The sequence below is a fragment of the Streptomyces buecherae genome (assembly GCF_014295035.1).
GTDB lineage: Bacteria > Actinomycetota > Actinomycetes > Streptomycetales > Streptomycetaceae > Streptomyces > Streptomyces youssoufiensis.
In genome coordinates this window covers 6,328,341-6,343,829 of sequence record NZ_CP060404.1, presented here as the reverse complement: position 1 = coordinate 6,343,829, position 15,489 = coordinate 6,328,341, and the positions used below count along the sequence as shown (strand labels likewise).

Sequence of the window (15,489 nt, the reverse complement as noted above, 5' to 3'; positions counted from 1 at the left end):
GCGCGCGGGGTGGACGAACGGACATGCCGGCGAGCCTTTCGACCATGGTCGCCCGTCCCGCGCGCCGGTTGACTGGGCGGCATGACGGACAACGGTCTGCTGCGGGACAGCGACTTTCTGGTGTTGGGCGGTACCGGCAAGACCGGTCGCCGCGTGGTGGAGCGACTGCGGGAGCGTGGCCTGACCGTACGGGTGGCGTCACGGTCCGCCGAGGGCGGGCGGCAGCGCTTCGTCTGGGAGGAGGAGGAGACCTGGGACCCGGCCCTCGCGGGGGTGGGCGCGGTGTACCTCGTGCCGCCCGGCGAGCTGACGAGCCCGGAGTCGGCCAACGCGGTACGGGCGTTCGCGGCGCGCGCCGTGGCCGCCGGGGTGCGGCGCATCGTGCTGCTGTCGGCGCGCGAGGAGGAGGCGGTGATCGACGGCGAGCGGGCGGTCCGGGAGTCCGGGGTGGCCGAGTGGACGGTGCTGCGGCCGAGTTGGTTCGCGCAGAACTTCAGCGAGGACTTCTTCCTGCCGGCGGTCCTGGCCGGTGAGGTGCGGTTGTCGACCGGGGACGGCCGGGAGCCGTTCATCGACGTGGAGGACATCGCCGACGTGGCGGTGGCGGTGCTGACCGAGGACGGGCACGCGGGGCAGACGTACGAGTTGTCGGGGCCACGGCTGCTGACGTTCGGGGAGGTCGTCGCGGAGATCGCCAAGGCCACCGGCCGGGAGATCCACTACACCGCGCTCGACGAGGAGCGGTTCACCGCCGAGTCGGTGCGGGCGGGGGTGGAGCCGCACTTCGTCGAGGTGCTGAGTCGGCTGTTCGCGGTGATCCGGAACGGCGGGAACGCCCATCTCTCGGACGGCGTCCAGCGTGTGCTCGGGCGCGAGCCGCGCGACATCGCCGGCTACATCGAGGCGACGGCCGCCTCCGGCGCATGGGCCAAGCCCGCGGCGTGACCCGGTCCCCGCACGCCCGCCCGGCGCGGCGCCGGGGGCCGCGCCCGCGCGTCCGGGCGGGACGCGGCGGGGAAAGGGGCGGGCCCCCGCCGCTCGGCGGGGGCCCGTTGCCGTGGTCTAGCCGCGGGGTCGCGCGCCCCGTGCCACGTCGAACTCCGCCCACACGTCCTTGCCGATCGTGCGCTCCCGCACGCCCCACCGGGCCGCGAGCGCGTCCACGATGAGCAGTCCCCGCCCGAACTTGTCGTCGGGCCCGGGCTGCCTGGTCCGCGGCAACCGCTCGCCCTTCGGGTCGCTGACGGCGATCCGTAGCACCGCCTCGGTGAGCGTGAGCTGCACGCGGAACAGCCGGCCGCGCAACGCGCCGTGCAGCACGGCGTTGCTCGCCAGCTCCGAGACGACCAACGCCACGTCGTCGGCGAGGTCCGGCAGCCCCCACTCCGCGACGAGCCGCGCGGCGCGCTTACGGGCCCGCAATACGCTTTTCGGATACGGCGTGTAATCAAAGCGGTCGTACGCTACGGCGGCTTGATCCGTATCGCCAGCTAGACCGGACGGGCCTTGGGGCGCCAAGGTCACCACACACCTCCAGGAAGAACGGTCTTGCGCACGTCAACTCGGCCGATCGGAGTTCCGACCCGGCCGGTCGCCGCGCGAGCGATCAACTACGGAAAGTAGTGCCACGCGGCTGATCCTTTTACTCGCGCGCGGACCGATTACCTCCGTTTCAGCCGCTTGTGGCGGAGCATGCCGCTCCGTGACCGCCCCGCACACGTGCGGGGCGGTCCCCGGCCGAGGCCGCCGGCCCACGTCGCTGGGCTAACGAAGCGGGCAGCGGGCGCTGGGATCGGCCCGGTTGGGGCAGGCGACGACCGCGAGTGACAGGAACCGCGTCCCGGTCAGATAGGCGCCCCAGCCGATGTCGCCACCCCAGCCCAGCGTCTGGACGGCCAGCGCGACCTGAGCGTCAAGGGGCGGGCGTAGCCGCTCGGCGGCCACGCTCTCCCCCACCCGCTCGGCCAGCCACGCCGCCGCCTCTCCCGGTCCCTCGTACGTGGCCCGCACGAACCGCCCCGGCTTGCGCAGCCAGTGCGCCACCTGGAGCGGCGGCAACTCCGAGGCCGCGAACCCGGGGCTCTCGGGCCGCCGGTCGCGCTCCCGGTCGACGTCGGGCTTGGGCCCGATCCAGGAGTACGCGTGGAAGTGCGGCGGCCGGCCACCGCTCACGCGGAGGGGCGAAACCGCGCCGGATCGATCCCCGCTCGCCGCAACTCCGCCCCGGTGAACCGCAACGGCTCTGCGCCGGGCCGCTTGCTGTCGCCGAGCGCGTACGCCCCGGCCACGCCCGGGATCGGCGCGAGCGTCACGCAGGTCTCCGGGGCGTCCGGCGGGTTGCCACCGCACGCGAGGGGCGGGCTGAACCGCGCGTCGCCGAGGTCGAGTTCGTAGAGGTCGACTGAGGCCATCGGCTTCGTCCTTCCTGTTCGGCGACGCTCGGCAGCGCCGCGCTGAGCAGGAAGCTACGAAGCGGGGTCAGCGGCCCTCCACGGATGTGCGCGAACTTGCGCGCGCTTCACCCGAGCGCGGCGCGGGCGTCCTCGATCAGCGCACGGGCCTGCTCGCCGTAGACCGCCATCCCGGCGAGTTCGGCGTGGGTGCGGGCGTAGATGTCGATCTCGGCGGGGGTGGTGATCCTGACGCTGCCCGCGCACAACTCGTGCGTCACCTCGGCATCGTCGAAGATCCAAAACCCAGCAACCGGGCGCATCGGACGAGTGGCGTTCATGGGGATCACTCCGAGCGACACGCGAGGCATAGCCATTACCTGGTCAAGTCGATCCAGTTGCTCGCCCATGACCGTGGCACCCCCGATCTGCGCTCGCAACACCCACTCCTCGATCACCAACATGAAGGTAAGGCCGTCTTCGTGGAGCACGTGTTGGCGCCGCATCCGGGCCGCGACGGCCTCCTCCGTGTCGTCGGGCATCGCTTCGAAGGCGATGATCGCTCCCATCACGGCGGCGGCATAGGCGGGAGTCTGCAGCAGGCCAGGCACGAGATGTGACTGGTAGCAGCGAAACACTTTCGTGCTCCGCTCCTTTTGGTTCATGGCGTCTTGCAGCGGGCGCAGGCCCGACTGCGTCATGAGCGACCAAGGGACATAAGTTTCGTCTTTCACGTAGCGCCTCGTCTCAACTACAGCGAATTGATTGCCGAAGTAATGAGATTCCGGGCGGGCCCACCATGAACCGCCAGTGCACTCATTCCCGCAAAAGTCCTTGCGTACAGCTCGATTTCTTGAGGCTGCGTAACGGTCACTTCAGCCGATACGAGCTCAACCTTCACGCGGTCGTCGTCAAATACCCAGAACCCTTCTGCCGGACACATGCGCCGATCGACGCTCGCCGGGATAATCCCCAGACTGACGCGCGGCAACGACGCCGCAACCAACAGATGACCGAGCTGCGCCGCCATGACTTCAGCTCCCCCGATGCGGGTCCGCAACGCGGATTCTTCAAGCACCATCGCGAAGGTGTGGTCACCGCGGCAAAGGACACGTTGACGCTCCATCCGAACGGCGACCGCGGCCTTGGTGTTCATCCGGCAGTTGATGGAAGTCAATGATGTCGCCCATCAGCGCAGCCGCATAGCCAGGAGTCTGCAGCAGCCCCGGGATGACGCCTGGCTCGTATCTCCGGGTCACCTCGTAGAGCGATACGTCACTCTCCTGCAGCCTGCGCAGACCACCGCGCATGACGCGGTGCCACTCGACGTACATGCCATCCATGTTGCGGACAAAGGCGATGAGATCATCGAGTTGATCAAGCGCTCCGCAGTGCAGTGTCCATACGCGCAGATCTTCCTCAGAGGGCCGGGTCTTCCCGTTCTCAAGACGGGAGCATTTCGACTCGTGCCAACCGGCACGCTTGGCCAGCGCTCTCGCGGTGAGCGAAGTTTCCTTCCGGATCTCCCGGAGGCGCTGGCCAAGGGCTCTTCTGGCTTCCTGGGCACTGGATGACGGCGAAGGCACGGCATCAGTTTCCCGGACGAGCACACGAATCAGGCTGGTCGGTAATCTTCATGTGGCGTAGCCCGATCCCACACAGCTCCGAATGCCGACGCGCACAACTTGATCACCGCGGGGTCGGTGATCAGCTCCTTGTCGCCCTGCGGAGTCAGCTCGCCCTCCCCATCGAAGTGGTTGATCAGCAGCGTTTCCCCGTCGAACAGCCAGAAGTCGTTGCCGGGCAGGGCCAGATCCGTTGCCCGGCGCCTGGGCAGCCAGCGGACCTGCTCACCGCCGGCCACGTTGCCCGCCGTCACGTCGTACTCGTAGCGCACGTAGTCACTCAGTGGCTCCGACACGATGCGGGCCCTGCGCACGGCCACACCGCGCCCCGTCACCTCACGCATGAGGTTCAGCCAGGGACGCGTGGGGTCGGTGGCTTCCTTCGCGCCGTACTCCCCTTTCTGCCACGCCCGGAAGTTCGCGTCGCTGCGCATGTATCCGTCGCGCATCTCCAAGTGGAGTGCGGACTCCCGGCAGGCGGTGAACAGTTCCTGGAAGGTGGGAACGCCAGTCATCGCGCAAGCCTCCCGCTCGATCGGTGATTACCGAGACCACACTTGCCGACAACTCAGCGTCACTGCCACCGACTTGCGGGAACTTGCACGCCAAGATCGCGAAGAATCGTCTCGCCCGGCGAGGGACCGAAGCGGGCTCAGGCCACCCACTGGTCGTAACCCAGCTTGCAGACCAGGGTGACGACGACCACGACCAGCACCACGCGCACGAAGCCGCTCCCCCGTTTGAGGGCCATGTGGGCGCCCAGCATGCCGCCGGCCAGGTTGAACAGGGCCATGGGTGCGGCGATGGACCACAGGACGGCGCCCTGGGCGGTGAACATGGCCAACGCGCCGAGGTTGGTGCAGGTGTTGACGACCTTCGTGGTGGCCGACGCCGTGACCAGGTCCATGTGCAGGATCGCGGCGAAGGCGATGACCAGGAACGTGCCGGTGCCGGGGCCGATCAGGCCGTCGTAGAAGCCGATGCCGAGGCCCGCGACGAGGATGGCGGTCAGTACGCGGTTGCGGGTGACCGGGCCCGCGCCGGGGCTCGCGCCGAACGTGGGGCGCAGCAGGACGAAGGCCAGCACCGCCAGCAGCACCACCATGATCAGCGGGCGCAGGACGGCGCTGTTGATGCCGGCGGCGAAGAACGCGCCGCCGAAGGAGCCGGCGACCGCGGCGACGCCGATGCGGATGGCCGTGGGCACGTCCACCGGGGCCTTGCGCGTGTAGGTGATCGCGGCGGCCGACGTGCCGACGACCGCGACCGCCTTGTTCGTGCCGAGGACGTGCGCCGCCGGCACGTGCGGCAGGCCGACGAGCAGTGCGGGGAGTTGGAGCAGCCCGCCGCCGCCGACCACCGCGTCGATCCAGCCCGCCATGGCCGCCGCCAGGCACAGCAGGGCCAGCGTCAGCAGGGATATGTCGTGCATCGTCGCCTCTCAGGCCGTCGCATCGGGCCGCGGCCGCCCCTTTCCCGGCCGCGGGCCGCCGGCCCGTGCGGCGTGGCCCCGGTGGCGCCGGGTCAGGCCGCCGCGGTGCTCCGCGCGTAGCAGCGGCGCAGCCAGCGTGCGCGGTCCGCGGCGGCGGGCTCGAACGGGAGCCGCCGGTGCATCACCCTACGGTTGTCGAAGATCTGGAAGCCGCCCGCCTCCACCATCACCGGCTCGCCCTCGCAGGCGGCGATCCGGGCCTCGAACCGCGCCAGCGCCTCGCGCGCCGCCGGCGTACGCCCGGTGACCCGCCCCGGCCCGTACCGCAGGCCGACCGCTCCGCCCGGCAGCGTCCACAGCAGGGGCACGCCGGTGCGCAGCGGCGGCCTGCCGGCGGTGTCGGCGTGGGTGGGGGCGTACGACTCGGGGGCGGTGACGTCGAAGTCCGGTAGGCGCAGCGCGTCGGCGGTGGCGGCGGGCAGGCCGGCGAGGACCTCGTCGACGGGGAGCAGCCAGGTCGGGACGCGCTCGGTGTTGCGCATGCCGTAGAAGGAGAGGAAGTGCGGAATGGATTCCGCTGCCGCGCCGTCCGCGCGGTGGTCGAGCACGGAGTCGTCGGTGTGCCAGTCCAGGCCGGTGGCGTAGCCCCAGGAGGTCTGGCTCCGGGCGGCGCCGGGGCTCGGGGCGACGTTGCGGAAGAGGCGGCCGTGGTTCTCCCAGCGGTAGGCGATCGGCTCCAGGCCGAGCAGGTGCAGCAGCCCGAAGTGGACCAGGTTGGGGACGGTCAGCAGCGACTCGTCGCAGAAGCCGGTGCGCGGGGTCGGTACCTCGGTCTCGGGCCGCGGCAACCCCGTCAGTTCCAGCCACGGCGTGGGGGCGGCGCGCCAGCGCGCGAGGCGCTCCAACGTGGCGGCGGGCAGGCACTCGCGGAGCAGCCGGGCGCCGTGCTCCAGGTAGTGTCGCGGGTCCTCGTCGGGCAGCGGCGCGGCGGCACGCGGCAGCGACGGGATCGAGGTGGACGGGGCCGAGGTGGAGGGGGCCGGTGTGGGCCGGGGCGGCGTGGGCGCGGTGGCGTGGGGGCCGGCCGGCGCGTGGTGGTGTGCCGGGTCCGGCGCGCCTGCCGGCGGGTGGGGGCTCGCGGCGGGCCGTCGCTTGCGGAGGGGCCCGGGCGCCGGTGTAGCGGTCATGATCACGAGCCTAGGAAACCGAACCCCGGCCCGTCCGCGAACTGGCTGATTGTTGAGGTAGTTCTGAGCTTCGGCGCCTTCCCGCCCCCGGGGGAATCTGCTATTCCGTGGCTACCCTGACCCGCAACGGTCCGCCCTCCACGGGGAGATGGTCGATGAGCGACCCCCAGCGCTGCCCTGTCAGCCTCCCACACCGGCTCGACCCGCACGGGGTCGACCAGCACGCCGTCAACGCCGCCCTGCGCGAGCGCGGCGCGGCGGTCCCGCTCGTACTGCCGGGTGAGGTGTGCGCGTACGCCGTCGTGCGGCACGCGGAGCTGGCGGAGTTCCTCCAGGACCCCGCCGTCGCCAAGGATTCCCGCCACTTCGCCGCGCTGCACGCCGGCGACCTGCCCGCGGGCTGGCCGCTGACCGCGTTCGCCACCGTCCGGGGCATGACCACCGCGGACGGCGACGAGCACCGCCGGTTGCGCGCCCTGGTCAGCAGGGCGTTCACGCCGCGCCGGGTGGAGGCGCTGCGCCCGCGCGTGCGGGAGCGCACCCGGGCGCTGCTCGACCAGGTGGCCGACGCGGCGGCCCGGGACCCGGACGGCGTGGTGGACCTGCGCGAGCGCTTCGCCCTGCCGCTGCCGCTCGGCGTGATCTGCGAACTGCTCGGCGTGGCGCCGGCGTACGAGCGGCGGCTGCACGAGCTGTCGCACGACATCGTCAGCACCGCCACCGCCCCGCGGCGGGCCCGCGCCGCCACCGAGGAGATGTACGCGGTCCTGTCCCGGGTGGCCGCCGACCGGCGGGCCGACCCCGGGGACGACCTGACCAGCGCGCTGATCGCGGCCCGGGAGGAGGACGGGGACCGGCTCAGCGAGGAGGAGTTGGCCGCCACGCTGCTGCTGGTCGTCATCGCCGGGCACGAGACCAACCTGCACCTGATCACCAACGCGGTACGGGCGTTGTGCGCCCACCGCGACCAGTTGGCCCGCGTGCTCGCCGGCGAGGTCGGCTGGGACGCGGTGGTCGAGGAGACGCTGCGCTACGACAGTCCGGTCAGCTACTTCCCGTTCCGCTACCCGACCACCGACCTGACCGTCGGCGACACGGTCATCCCGCGCGGCGCCCCGGTGCTCGCCTCGTACACGGCGGCGGGGCGCGATCCGCTGGCGTACGGGCGAAGCGCCGACCGGTTCGACGTCACGCGCGAGACCGACGTGCGGAACCTGGCGTTCAGCCACGGCCCGCACTACTGCTTGGGCGCCCCGCTGGCCCGGATGGAGGCGACCCTCGCGCTGAGCATGCTCTACGAGCGGTTCCCGGACCTCGCCCTGGCGGTGCCGGAGGCCGAGTTGCCGCCGCACCCGAGCTTCATCGGCAACAGCACGCACACCCTCCCGGTCCGGCTCACGGGCGGCGGGGCGGGCTGACGGCCGGTTCCCGGCCGCCACGGGGTCGCCCGCACGTCAAGCTCGGGGCAACACGTCAGCTTTGGGTAAAGCGCATATACGCCGCAATCCCTGAACCGTTAATCTCCGGGCTCAGCCGACGCAGCAGCATCCGGTAGGTGGGCCCTGCGAAAGCCGCCGTCGCCAGCGGGCGATGGGCGCGCAGTCACGGACAGGAGTTGGCCATGCCCGTCAAGGACGCCCCGGTGTCGGGAGTGTGGACCGAGTTCGGACGACAGCTTCGGCACTGCCGGCGGCGCGCGGGGCTGACCCAGCACCAACTCGGACTGCGCCTCGGCTACCACCACAGCGTGGTCAGCAAGTGGGAGAGCGGGAAGCGGGAGCTGCCGGCGAGCCTGGTGCGCCGGCTCGACGCGGTGCTCGGCGCCGGGGGCGAGCTGTCGGCGATCGCGGCCGGCGCGCACGGCTCGCCGATGAGCTGGCCGGGCGGCTCGCCCTGGGACGCGGCGTCGCTGTTCTGGCCGGTGCCCGGCGGGCGGCAGCCGCGTCTGCTGGGGCCGCTGGCCGTGGACGACTGGCCGACCCGGCTCTCCGTACAGGGGCCGCGCTGTCCGCTGCACGAGCGGGTGGACTGCGCGGTGCCCGCGCTCGGTGAGACCCGCGCGCTGCTCGCGCGGGTGCAGCGGGCCGCCGAGGACCGGCTGCCGGTGGCCTCGGACCCGGACACCGTGCACGGCCTGGCGGGTCTGCTCAGCGCGCAGGTACGGCTGAGCACGACCGCGACGCCGACGGCGACCCTGGTGAGCACCGTGGAACGGGTACTGCGCTCCGTGGTGGCCTGGGCCGAGGCGGTGCACGTCACGGGCACCTTCCCCACCGCGCAGCTCCGACTGGCCGCCGACTACGCGCAGTTGGCGGGCCGGCTGCGGATGGAGCGCGGGCAGAGCGCCATCGCCATGGCCTGGTTCTGCCACGGCCTTCGCTGGGCGCAGAGCACCGACGACGTCGTGGCCCGCGGCATCCTGCCCAGCGACCTGAGCACCCTGGCGCGGGTCGACGGCGACCCGACGGCCGCCCTGGGCTACGCCCAGAACATCGCCGCCGTCGACTCCGGCCGCGGCTGGGTGATGACACTGACGCACGCCTACCAGGCGCGGGCGTACGCCGTCCTCGGCGACGGCGCGGAGACCAGACGACAGGCCGCGCTCGCCCGCCGCAGACTCGCCGCACTGGACGCGCGGGACGAGGCCGAGGCGCCGTGGCTGTGCGGCGCGGAGGGGTTGTTACGGGTCGAGTCGGCGGTGGGCGGGGCGCTGCGCGACCTGGCGGCCACCACCGACGACCCGGCCACCGCCCGGGACGCGGCGCGGGCGACGGCCAGTTCGCTCGCGCACCTGCCGCCCCGGATGGCCCTGGCACGCCTGCTGTTGACGGTGCGCCTGGCCGACTGCCACGCGTGCGCCGGCGACCCGGACGGCGCCCTCGCCCTGGTCGGCCCGGTCCTCGAACAGGCGGGCCGCGCCCGGCAGATGACCATCTCCCGCGAGCTGCGCGGCCTGGCGGCCCGCCTCGTCGGGCGCTGGGGCGACCTGCACGCGGTACGCGAGTTCGGCGACCGGCTGCGCGCCCTGGAGGGCTGACCACCCGGGGCCGGAGCCGGACCTGGAGTCGCCTGGCGGCGGGGTGCCCGCTGGCGGGGCCAGCCCTGCCAGGCTCGCCCCCGCCAGGCCCGCCCCTGTCACGGCGTGGCGTCCCGCCTCGGCCCGGCGGCCGGACCCGCGCGCGCCCGCGCACGCCCCACGCCCGACCGCCGCACGGCCCGTACCCCGTCGCCACACGGCCTCCGCCCCATCGCCGCACGGCCCACGCCCCAGCGGTGCGCGGCCCGGCCTCCAGGTCGCGGGGCCTCACCGGCGCCGGGCGGGGCCGCGCGGGCACGTCGTGGCGCGCTCGGCGGACGCCCCGCCCCGCCGCGTCCGGATATCGGGCGGACCTTTCCGGTTGTTGCCAGAAGCCCCGCCGGCCCGGCGATCCGTTGACGCCGCACGCCCCCAGGTGTGACGGTGCGGCGGCTTAGTCATGGACATGTTGTGTGCGACGCGATGCGGCCGGGCCCCTGGCGGTCGGCGTACGCCCTGCGCGTGGCCCTGACCGGGCGGCTCAACAGAACCCCACGAATCGTGCAGCTCGCGATCCCCAAGGAGCCAACGTGCTACGAAGAATCACGGTGGTCGGCGTGTCTTTGGCCGTCACCCTCGGCATAGCCGCGCTGCCCGCCGTATCCACGGCGACGGCGGCACCCGCGGAGAACCCGCGGACCGCCACCGCCAAGCCCAAGCCGGCCGACCGGGCCGTCGCCGCCGCCGACCAGGCCACCGCGAGCGGCCTGGACGCGCTGGCCAAGGGCCCGAACGAGCAGTACGAGCGGCGCGGCGTCACGCCGTGGCTGCGCGGCCTGTACTCGGTCGCGTACGAGCGCACCTACCACGGGCTGCCCGTGGTCGGCGGGGACGCCGTCGTCCTCGCGGACGCGCAGGGCAAGGTGCGCGGCACCCAGTCGGCCACCAAGGCGCGGATCAACGTCTCCACCACGGCGAAGATCACCGCGGCGGCGGCGGAGAAGACCAGCCGCGCGCGGCTCAAGAAGGTGGACAAGCGCGAGTCGCGCCGGCTCGTGGTCCGGGTCAAGGACAACAAGGCGCACCTGGCCTGGGAGACCGTCCTCAGCGGCGCGACCGCGACCTCCCCCAGCCGGCTGCACGTGTTCGTCGACGCGATCAGCGGCAAGGTCGTCGACTCGTACGACGACGTACGCGCCGGCACCGGCAACAGCAAGTGGAACGGCCCCAACCCGCTGACCATCGACACCACCGCCAGCGGCAGCCAGTTCCAGCTCAAGGACCCGAAGCGGCCCGGTCTGAGCTGCGCCGACTACAGCGGCGGCAGCGTCATGACCAAGTCCAGCGACAGCTGGGGCAACGGGAACCCCACCAGCAAGGAGACCGGCTGCGTCGACGCGATGTGGGGGGCTCAAAAAGAGTGGGACATGCTGAAGGACTGGTTGGGCCGTAACGGGCACAACGGCAACGGCGGAAGCTGGCCGGTGCGCGTGGGGCTCAACGAGATGAACGCGTACTGGGACGGTTCGCGGATCACCATCGGCCACAACCGGGCCAACGAGTGGATCTCGGCGATGGACGTCATCGGCCACGAGTACGGCCACGGCATCGACCAGTTCACGCCGGGCGGCGCCAACAACGAGAACGGCCTCGGCGAGGCCACCGGCGACATCTTCGGCGCCCTGACCGAGGCGTACGCCAACGAGCCCGCCCCGTACGACACGCCCGGCGACTACCTCGTCGGCGAGATGATCAACCTCAGCGGCAGCGGCCCGATCCGCAACATGTACGACCCGCAGAAGGTGAGCAACCACCCGCGGTGTTACAGCTCCTCGATCCCCAACACCGAGGTGCACGCGGCGGCCGGCCCGCTCAACCACTGGTTCTACCTGCTCTCCGAGGGCTCCAACCCCGGTGGCTCCAAGCCGACCAGCCCGACCTGCAACAACTCCACGGTCACCGGCGTCGGCATCCAGACGGCCGGCAAGGTCTTCTACGGCGGCATGCTGCTCAAGACCAGCGGCATGACCCACAAGCGCTACCGCACCGCGACGCTGACCGCGGCGAAGGGCCTCGACGCCTCCTGTGACCTGTTCCGCAAGACCCAGGCCGCCTGGGACGCGATCAGCGTCCCGGCCCAGCCCGGCGACCCGACCTGCACCAGCCAGGGCGGCGACTTCGCGGTGTCCGTGAGCCCGTCGGCGGGCAGCGTGGACCCGGGTTCGGCCGCCACGGCGACCATCGGCACCTCGACCACCAGCGGTGAGGCCCAGTCCGTCACCCTGTCGGCGACCGGCGCCCCGGCCGGCGCGAGCGTGACCTTCACCCCGGCCACGGTGACCTCCGGCGCCAGCTCCACCATGAAGGTGACGACCTCCACCAGCACCGCCCCGGGCACGTACCCGATCACCATCACGGCCAAGGGCACCGCGACGCACACCGCGCAGTACACGCTGACCGTCGGCGGCAGCGGGCCCGGCACCGGCGCCCCGGACATCGACGTGGCCAAGGTCCGGGCGCACCTGACCGAGTTCCAGTCCATCGCCAGCCGCAACGGCGGCAACCGCCGCTCGACCAGCCAGGGCTACCGGGACTCCGTCGCGTACGTGAAGGGCAAGCTCCAGGCGGCGGGCTACACCGTCACCGAGCAGCCCTGCACCTCCGGGTGCACCTCCGGCGCGGGCCCGAACCTGATCGCCGAGTGGCCCAAGGGCGACGCGGCCAACACGTACATGTTCGGCGCGCACCTGGACAGCGTGGGTGCCGGCCCCGGCATCAACGACAACGCCTCGGGCTCGGCCGCGCTGCTTGAGACGGCCCTGGCGCTGGCCGAGAAGAACCCGAACATGAAGAACCGGGTCCGCTTCGGCTGGTGGACGGACGAGGAGCAGGGCCTCAACGGCTCGGACTTCTACGTGCGCTCGCTCTCCTCGACGCAGCGGTCGCAGATCAAGGCGTACTACAACTTCGACATGATCGGCTCGGTCAACGGCGGCTACTTCATCAACCACATCACCTCCGCCGCCGCCAAGCCGATGAAGGAGTACTGGGACTCGCTCCAGCTCCAGCCGGAGGAGAACACCGAGGGCGCGGGCCGCTCGGACGACTACTCCTTCGAGCAGGCGGGCATCGCCAGCTCCGGCTACGCGACCGGCGCCAGCTACCGCAAGACCGCGGCCCAGGCGGCCAAGTGGGGCGGCACCTCGGGTGGCGCGTACGACCCCTGCTACCACCAGGCGTGCGACACCACGAACAACATCAACGCCACGGCGCTCAACCGCGGCGTGGACGGCATCGCCTACACGCTGTGGAAGCAGGCCGTCTCCGAAACCGCCCCGGTCGACGACTTCTCGCTGTCGGTCGAGCCCGGCTCGGGCACCGTGGAGCCGGGTGCCACCGCCAGCGCCACCGTCATCACCGCGACCACGAACGGCTCGGCCCAGTCGGTGCGCCTGTCGGCCGCCGGGCTGCCGAGCGGGGCGCAGGCCACGTTTGACCCGGAGACCGTCACCTCGGGCGGCAAGGCCGCGGTGAAGATCGCCACGTCGGCACAGACCCCGGCCGGCACCTACCCGATCACCATCACGGGCACCGGCACGGCGACGCACAGCGCCACCTACACGCTGACCGTCGGCAGCGGCACCCCGGGCTGCGACGAGCAGCTCATCGTCAACGGCGGCTTCGAGAACGGCAGCGCGCCGTGGACCGGCTCCACCGGGGCGATCGGCTCGCAGGCGGGCCAGACCGCGCACACCGGCACCCGGTACGCCTGGCTCGGCGGCTACGGCAACGCCACCAGCGACACCATCAGCCAGACGGTGACCGTGCCCACCGGCTGCACGTCGGCGACGCTGGGCTACTGGCTGCACGTGGACACCGACGAGACGGAGAACACGCCGTACGACCAGTTCACCATCAAGGTCAACGGCACCACGGTGGAGACGCTGGACAACACCGACGCGGCCAGCGGCTACCAGGAGCGTTCGGTGGACCTGAGCCAGTACGCGGGCCAGCGGATCACGGTGACGTTCACCTCGGTGGAGGACGCCTACCTGCAGACCAGCTTCGTCGTGGACGACGTGACGCTGAAGGTGACCTGACACCCGATGCTGACCTGACACCCCGTGTTGACCCGACACCCCGCGCGGCGGGCCGGCTGACAAGCGGCTGAGCGGCACGGACACCAGGCACGGGTAGTGGCAACAGCACCACCAGAACAACCAGCACCACCGGAACAACCAGCACAGCCAGCACGGCACGCGGCGCCGCCATGGTCCATGGCGGCGCCGCGAGCGTGTGCGCGCCGGCGCGCGCCGGGTGCCTTCGGCGTCCGATCGGGCGAATCCGCGCGCGGGCCGACTGTTCGGGCCGACGACCGGTGAGGGGTGAACACATGAGTCGTGCGTACAGCCCCCTGCCCACCCCGGACCGGCGCCCCCGGCCCGCCCGCCTCGCCCTGACCGCGACCTGCCTGGCGGCCTGCGTCGCGCTGCTGGCCGGCTGCGGAGACGACGGCGGCGACGGCGACGGCGGCGACCAGGCGTCCCCGACGGCCAGCGCCACGAAGGCGTCCAAGGCCCCATCGAGCCCGAGCCAGCCGGGCGACAGCCCGTCGGCCTCCGGCCGGCTCACCGACGACCAGGCCGAACGCAAGGCGCTGCTCCCGCTCGCCCGGGTCGACCACGCCAAGGCGGCCAGGACGGCGGTGGCCAAGGTGCCCGGCGGACGCCTGGTCGACCTGGAGCTCAAGGGCACGGGCGGCGACCGCGACGACAAGGGGACGGACGACGCCCCGGGCGACGCGGGCGCGGCCGACGCCCGCGCGGCCGGCCCGAGCGGGACGGCGAGCCCGCGGGCGCGGCGCGCCGAGTGGATCGCCAAGGTCGCCACCAAGGACGGCACCGCGCACCGGGTACGCGTCGACGCCGGCTCCGGCAAGGTGCTGGACACCACGGCCGAGGCCGACCAGGACGGCGACGACAAGCGGGAGTTGGCGGCCCAGCTCAGCAAGGCCCGGCGCACGCCCGAACAGGCGGCCAAGGCCGCCACCGACGCCAAGCCGGGCACGGTCACCTCCGTCGAACTCGGCGACGACGACGCCGGGGCCCTCGTCTGGTCCGTGGACGTCGTCACGCCGCGCGACTGGAACAAGACCACCTTCGCCGTGGACGCGGTGACCGGGAAGGTCGTCGGCGAACACGTCGACCGCGACTGACTCCCCGGCCACCGGCCCGGCCCGCCCCGTACGCGCCCGGCACCGCGCCCCCGACCGCGGCGGCGCGGTGTCAGGGCCGCGCGCTCCCCGGCCCGGGTGCGCGCGGCCGGTGCTCGGCGGCACGCCGCCCCAACTCGGCCAGCAGCCAGGCACCGCCGCGCAACACGCGCCGGCGCTGTGCCGTGCGCGCGCCGCGCTCCACCTGGAGCCACAGCGCCGGGTCGGTGACCAGCGCGCGCGGGTCGACCCAGACCGTCGCCCCGCGCGCGTCGCGCAGCAACAGACGCGGCGTCACCCCGCCCACCAGGCGCACCGTCACCAGCAGATCGGTACGGACCGACCGGGTGCGCCACACCCCGCGCGTGGCCAGCCAGCCCTCGCCCGCGGTGACCCGAGGCGGCACCAGGACGGCCAGGAGCAGCAGGGACAGGCCCGTCCAGCACAGGCCGCGCGCCGCGTCCAGCGTTCCGTTGGCGAGGTCGACGAGCAGCAGCGCGGCGAGGAGCGGGAGGGCCAGCCCCACGGCGAACCGCAGTTCGCCGCGCCAGTGCGCGCCCCGGGTCACGTGCCGCGCGGGCGGCGCCCCGCCCCCGGCCGGCGCGGCGGCCGGGCGCGGCACGGGGG

Annotated in this window: 15 protein-coding genes; 5 read left to right on the top strand and 10 right to left on the bottom strand. The window is 72.7% G+C overall.

Features of this window, described 5'->3' with window-relative positions; all coding sequences use genetic code 11:
* Window positions 1–81: 81 nt before the first annotated feature.
* On the top strand, window positions 82–945 hold the full coding sequence (locus tag H7H31_RS25065; protein ID WP_187063460.1) for an NAD(P)H-binding protein: 864 nt from the start codon (window positions 82–84) through the stop codon (window positions 943–945).
* Between the two features lie 117 nt (window positions 946–1,062).
* Here the strand turns inward: H7H31_RS25065 and H7H31_RS25060 are convergent, their stop codons facing one another.
* From H7H31_RS25060 to H7H31_RS25025, 9 genes are all read right to left on the bottom strand, one after another.
* Window positions 1,063–1,422, bottom strand: a complete 360-nt coding sequence (locus H7H31_RS25060) for an ATP-binding protein (protein ID WP_372454706.1) — start codon at window positions 1,420–1,422, stop codon at window positions 1,063–1,065.
* Window positions 1,423–1,764: 342 nt separating this feature from the next.
* Window positions 1,765–2,172, bottom strand: a complete 408-nt coding sequence (locus tag H7H31_RS25055; protein ID WP_187063459.1) for a hypothetical protein — start codon at window positions 2,170–2,172, stop codon at window positions 1,765–1,767.
* On the bottom strand, window positions 2,169–2,411 hold the full coding sequence (locus H7H31_RS25050) for a DUF397 domain-containing protein (protein WP_187063458.1): 243 nt from the start codon (window positions 2,409–2,411) through the stop codon (window positions 2,169–2,171). The genes H7H31_RS25055 and H7H31_RS25050 overlap by 4 nt, the downstream gene beginning before the upstream one ends.
* A gap of 107 nt (window positions 2,412–2,518) precedes the next feature.
* Window positions 2,519–3,124, bottom strand: a complete 606-nt coding sequence (locus tag H7H31_RS25045; RefSeq protein ID WP_187063457.1) for a DUF5753 domain-containing protein — start codon at window positions 3,122–3,124, stop codon at window positions 2,519–2,521.
* Window positions 3,125–3,141: 17 nt separating this feature from the next.
* Entirely contained in the window at window positions 3,142–3,546 is a 405-nt protein-coding gene (locus tag H7H31_RS34870) for a DUF5753 domain-containing protein (RefSeq protein WP_308284274.1), read from the bottom strand.
* Complete coding sequence (locus tag H7H31_RS34865; protein ID WP_315971649.1) at window positions 3,485–3,976, bottom strand: helix-turn-helix domain-containing protein; 492 nt, start codon at window positions 3,974–3,976, stop codon at window positions 3,485–3,487. Before H7H31_RS34865 ends, H7H31_RS34870 begins: the two co-directional genes overlap by 62 nt.
* Before the next feature lie 29 nt (window positions 3,977–4,005).
* The gene (locus H7H31_RS25035; protein WP_187063456.1) at window positions 4,006–4,530 is read right to left on the bottom strand and encodes a DUF6879 family protein; all 525 of its coding nucleotides are present in this window, start codon (window positions 4,528–4,530) and stop codon (window positions 4,006–4,008) included.
* Window positions 4,531–4,667: 137 nt separating this feature from the next.
* Window positions 4,668–5,447 (bottom strand): sulfite exporter TauE/SafE family protein, encoded by a 780-nt coding sequence (locus H7H31_RS25030; protein ID WP_187063455.1) that lies wholly within the window; start codon window positions 5,445–5,447, stop codon window positions 4,668–4,670.
* A gap of 92 nt (window positions 5,448–5,539) precedes the next feature.
* Window positions 5,540–6,634, bottom strand: a complete 1,095-nt coding sequence (locus H7H31_RS25025; RefSeq protein ID WP_232110068.1) for a TauD/TfdA family dioxygenase — start codon at window positions 6,632–6,634, stop codon at window positions 5,540–5,542.
* Between the two features lie 155 nt (window positions 6,635–6,789).
* On the opposite strand from H7H31_RS25025, the gene H7H31_RS25020 reads away from it, so the two are divergent.
* The 4 genes from H7H31_RS25020 to H7H31_RS25005 all read left to right on the top strand — a co-directional run bounded on the left by H7H31_RS25020 (window position 6,790) and on the right by H7H31_RS25005 (window position 14,865).
* Window positions 6,790–8,052, top strand: coding sequence for a cytochrome P450 family protein (locus H7H31_RS25020; protein ID WP_187060904.1), 1,263 nt, complete (start codon window positions 6,790–6,792; stop codon window positions 8,050–8,052).
* Between the two features lie 203 nt (window positions 8,053–8,255).
* On the top strand, window positions 8,256–9,671 hold the full coding sequence (locus H7H31_RS25015; protein WP_187060903.1) for a helix-turn-helix domain-containing protein: 1,416 nt from the start codon (window positions 8,256–8,258) through the stop codon (window positions 9,669–9,671).
* 569 nt (window positions 9,672–10,240) lie between these two features.
* The gene (locus H7H31_RS25010) at window positions 10,241–13,750 is read left to right on the top strand and encodes a M28 family peptidase (RefSeq protein ID WP_187060902.1); all 3,510 of its coding nucleotides are present in this window, start codon (window positions 10,241–10,243) and stop codon (window positions 13,748–13,750) included.
* A gap of 293 nt (window positions 13,751–14,043) precedes the next feature.
* Window positions 14,044–14,865 carry a PepSY domain-containing protein gene (locus H7H31_RS25005; RefSeq protein WP_187118089.1) on the top strand — a complete coding sequence of 274 codons (822 nt, stop codon included), beginning with the start codon at window positions 14,044–14,046 and terminating at the stop codon, window positions 14,863–14,865.
* A 70-nt stretch (window positions 14,866–14,935) separates the two neighbouring features.
* Here H7H31_RS25005 and H7H31_RS25000 read toward each other — a convergent pair whose 3' ends face one another.
* Window positions 14,936–15,430 (bottom strand): hypothetical protein, encoded by a 495-nt coding sequence (locus H7H31_RS25000; RefSeq protein ID WP_232110067.1) that lies wholly within the window; start codon window positions 15,428–15,430, stop codon window positions 14,936–14,938.
* Window positions 15,431–15,489: the final 59 nt, after the last annotated feature.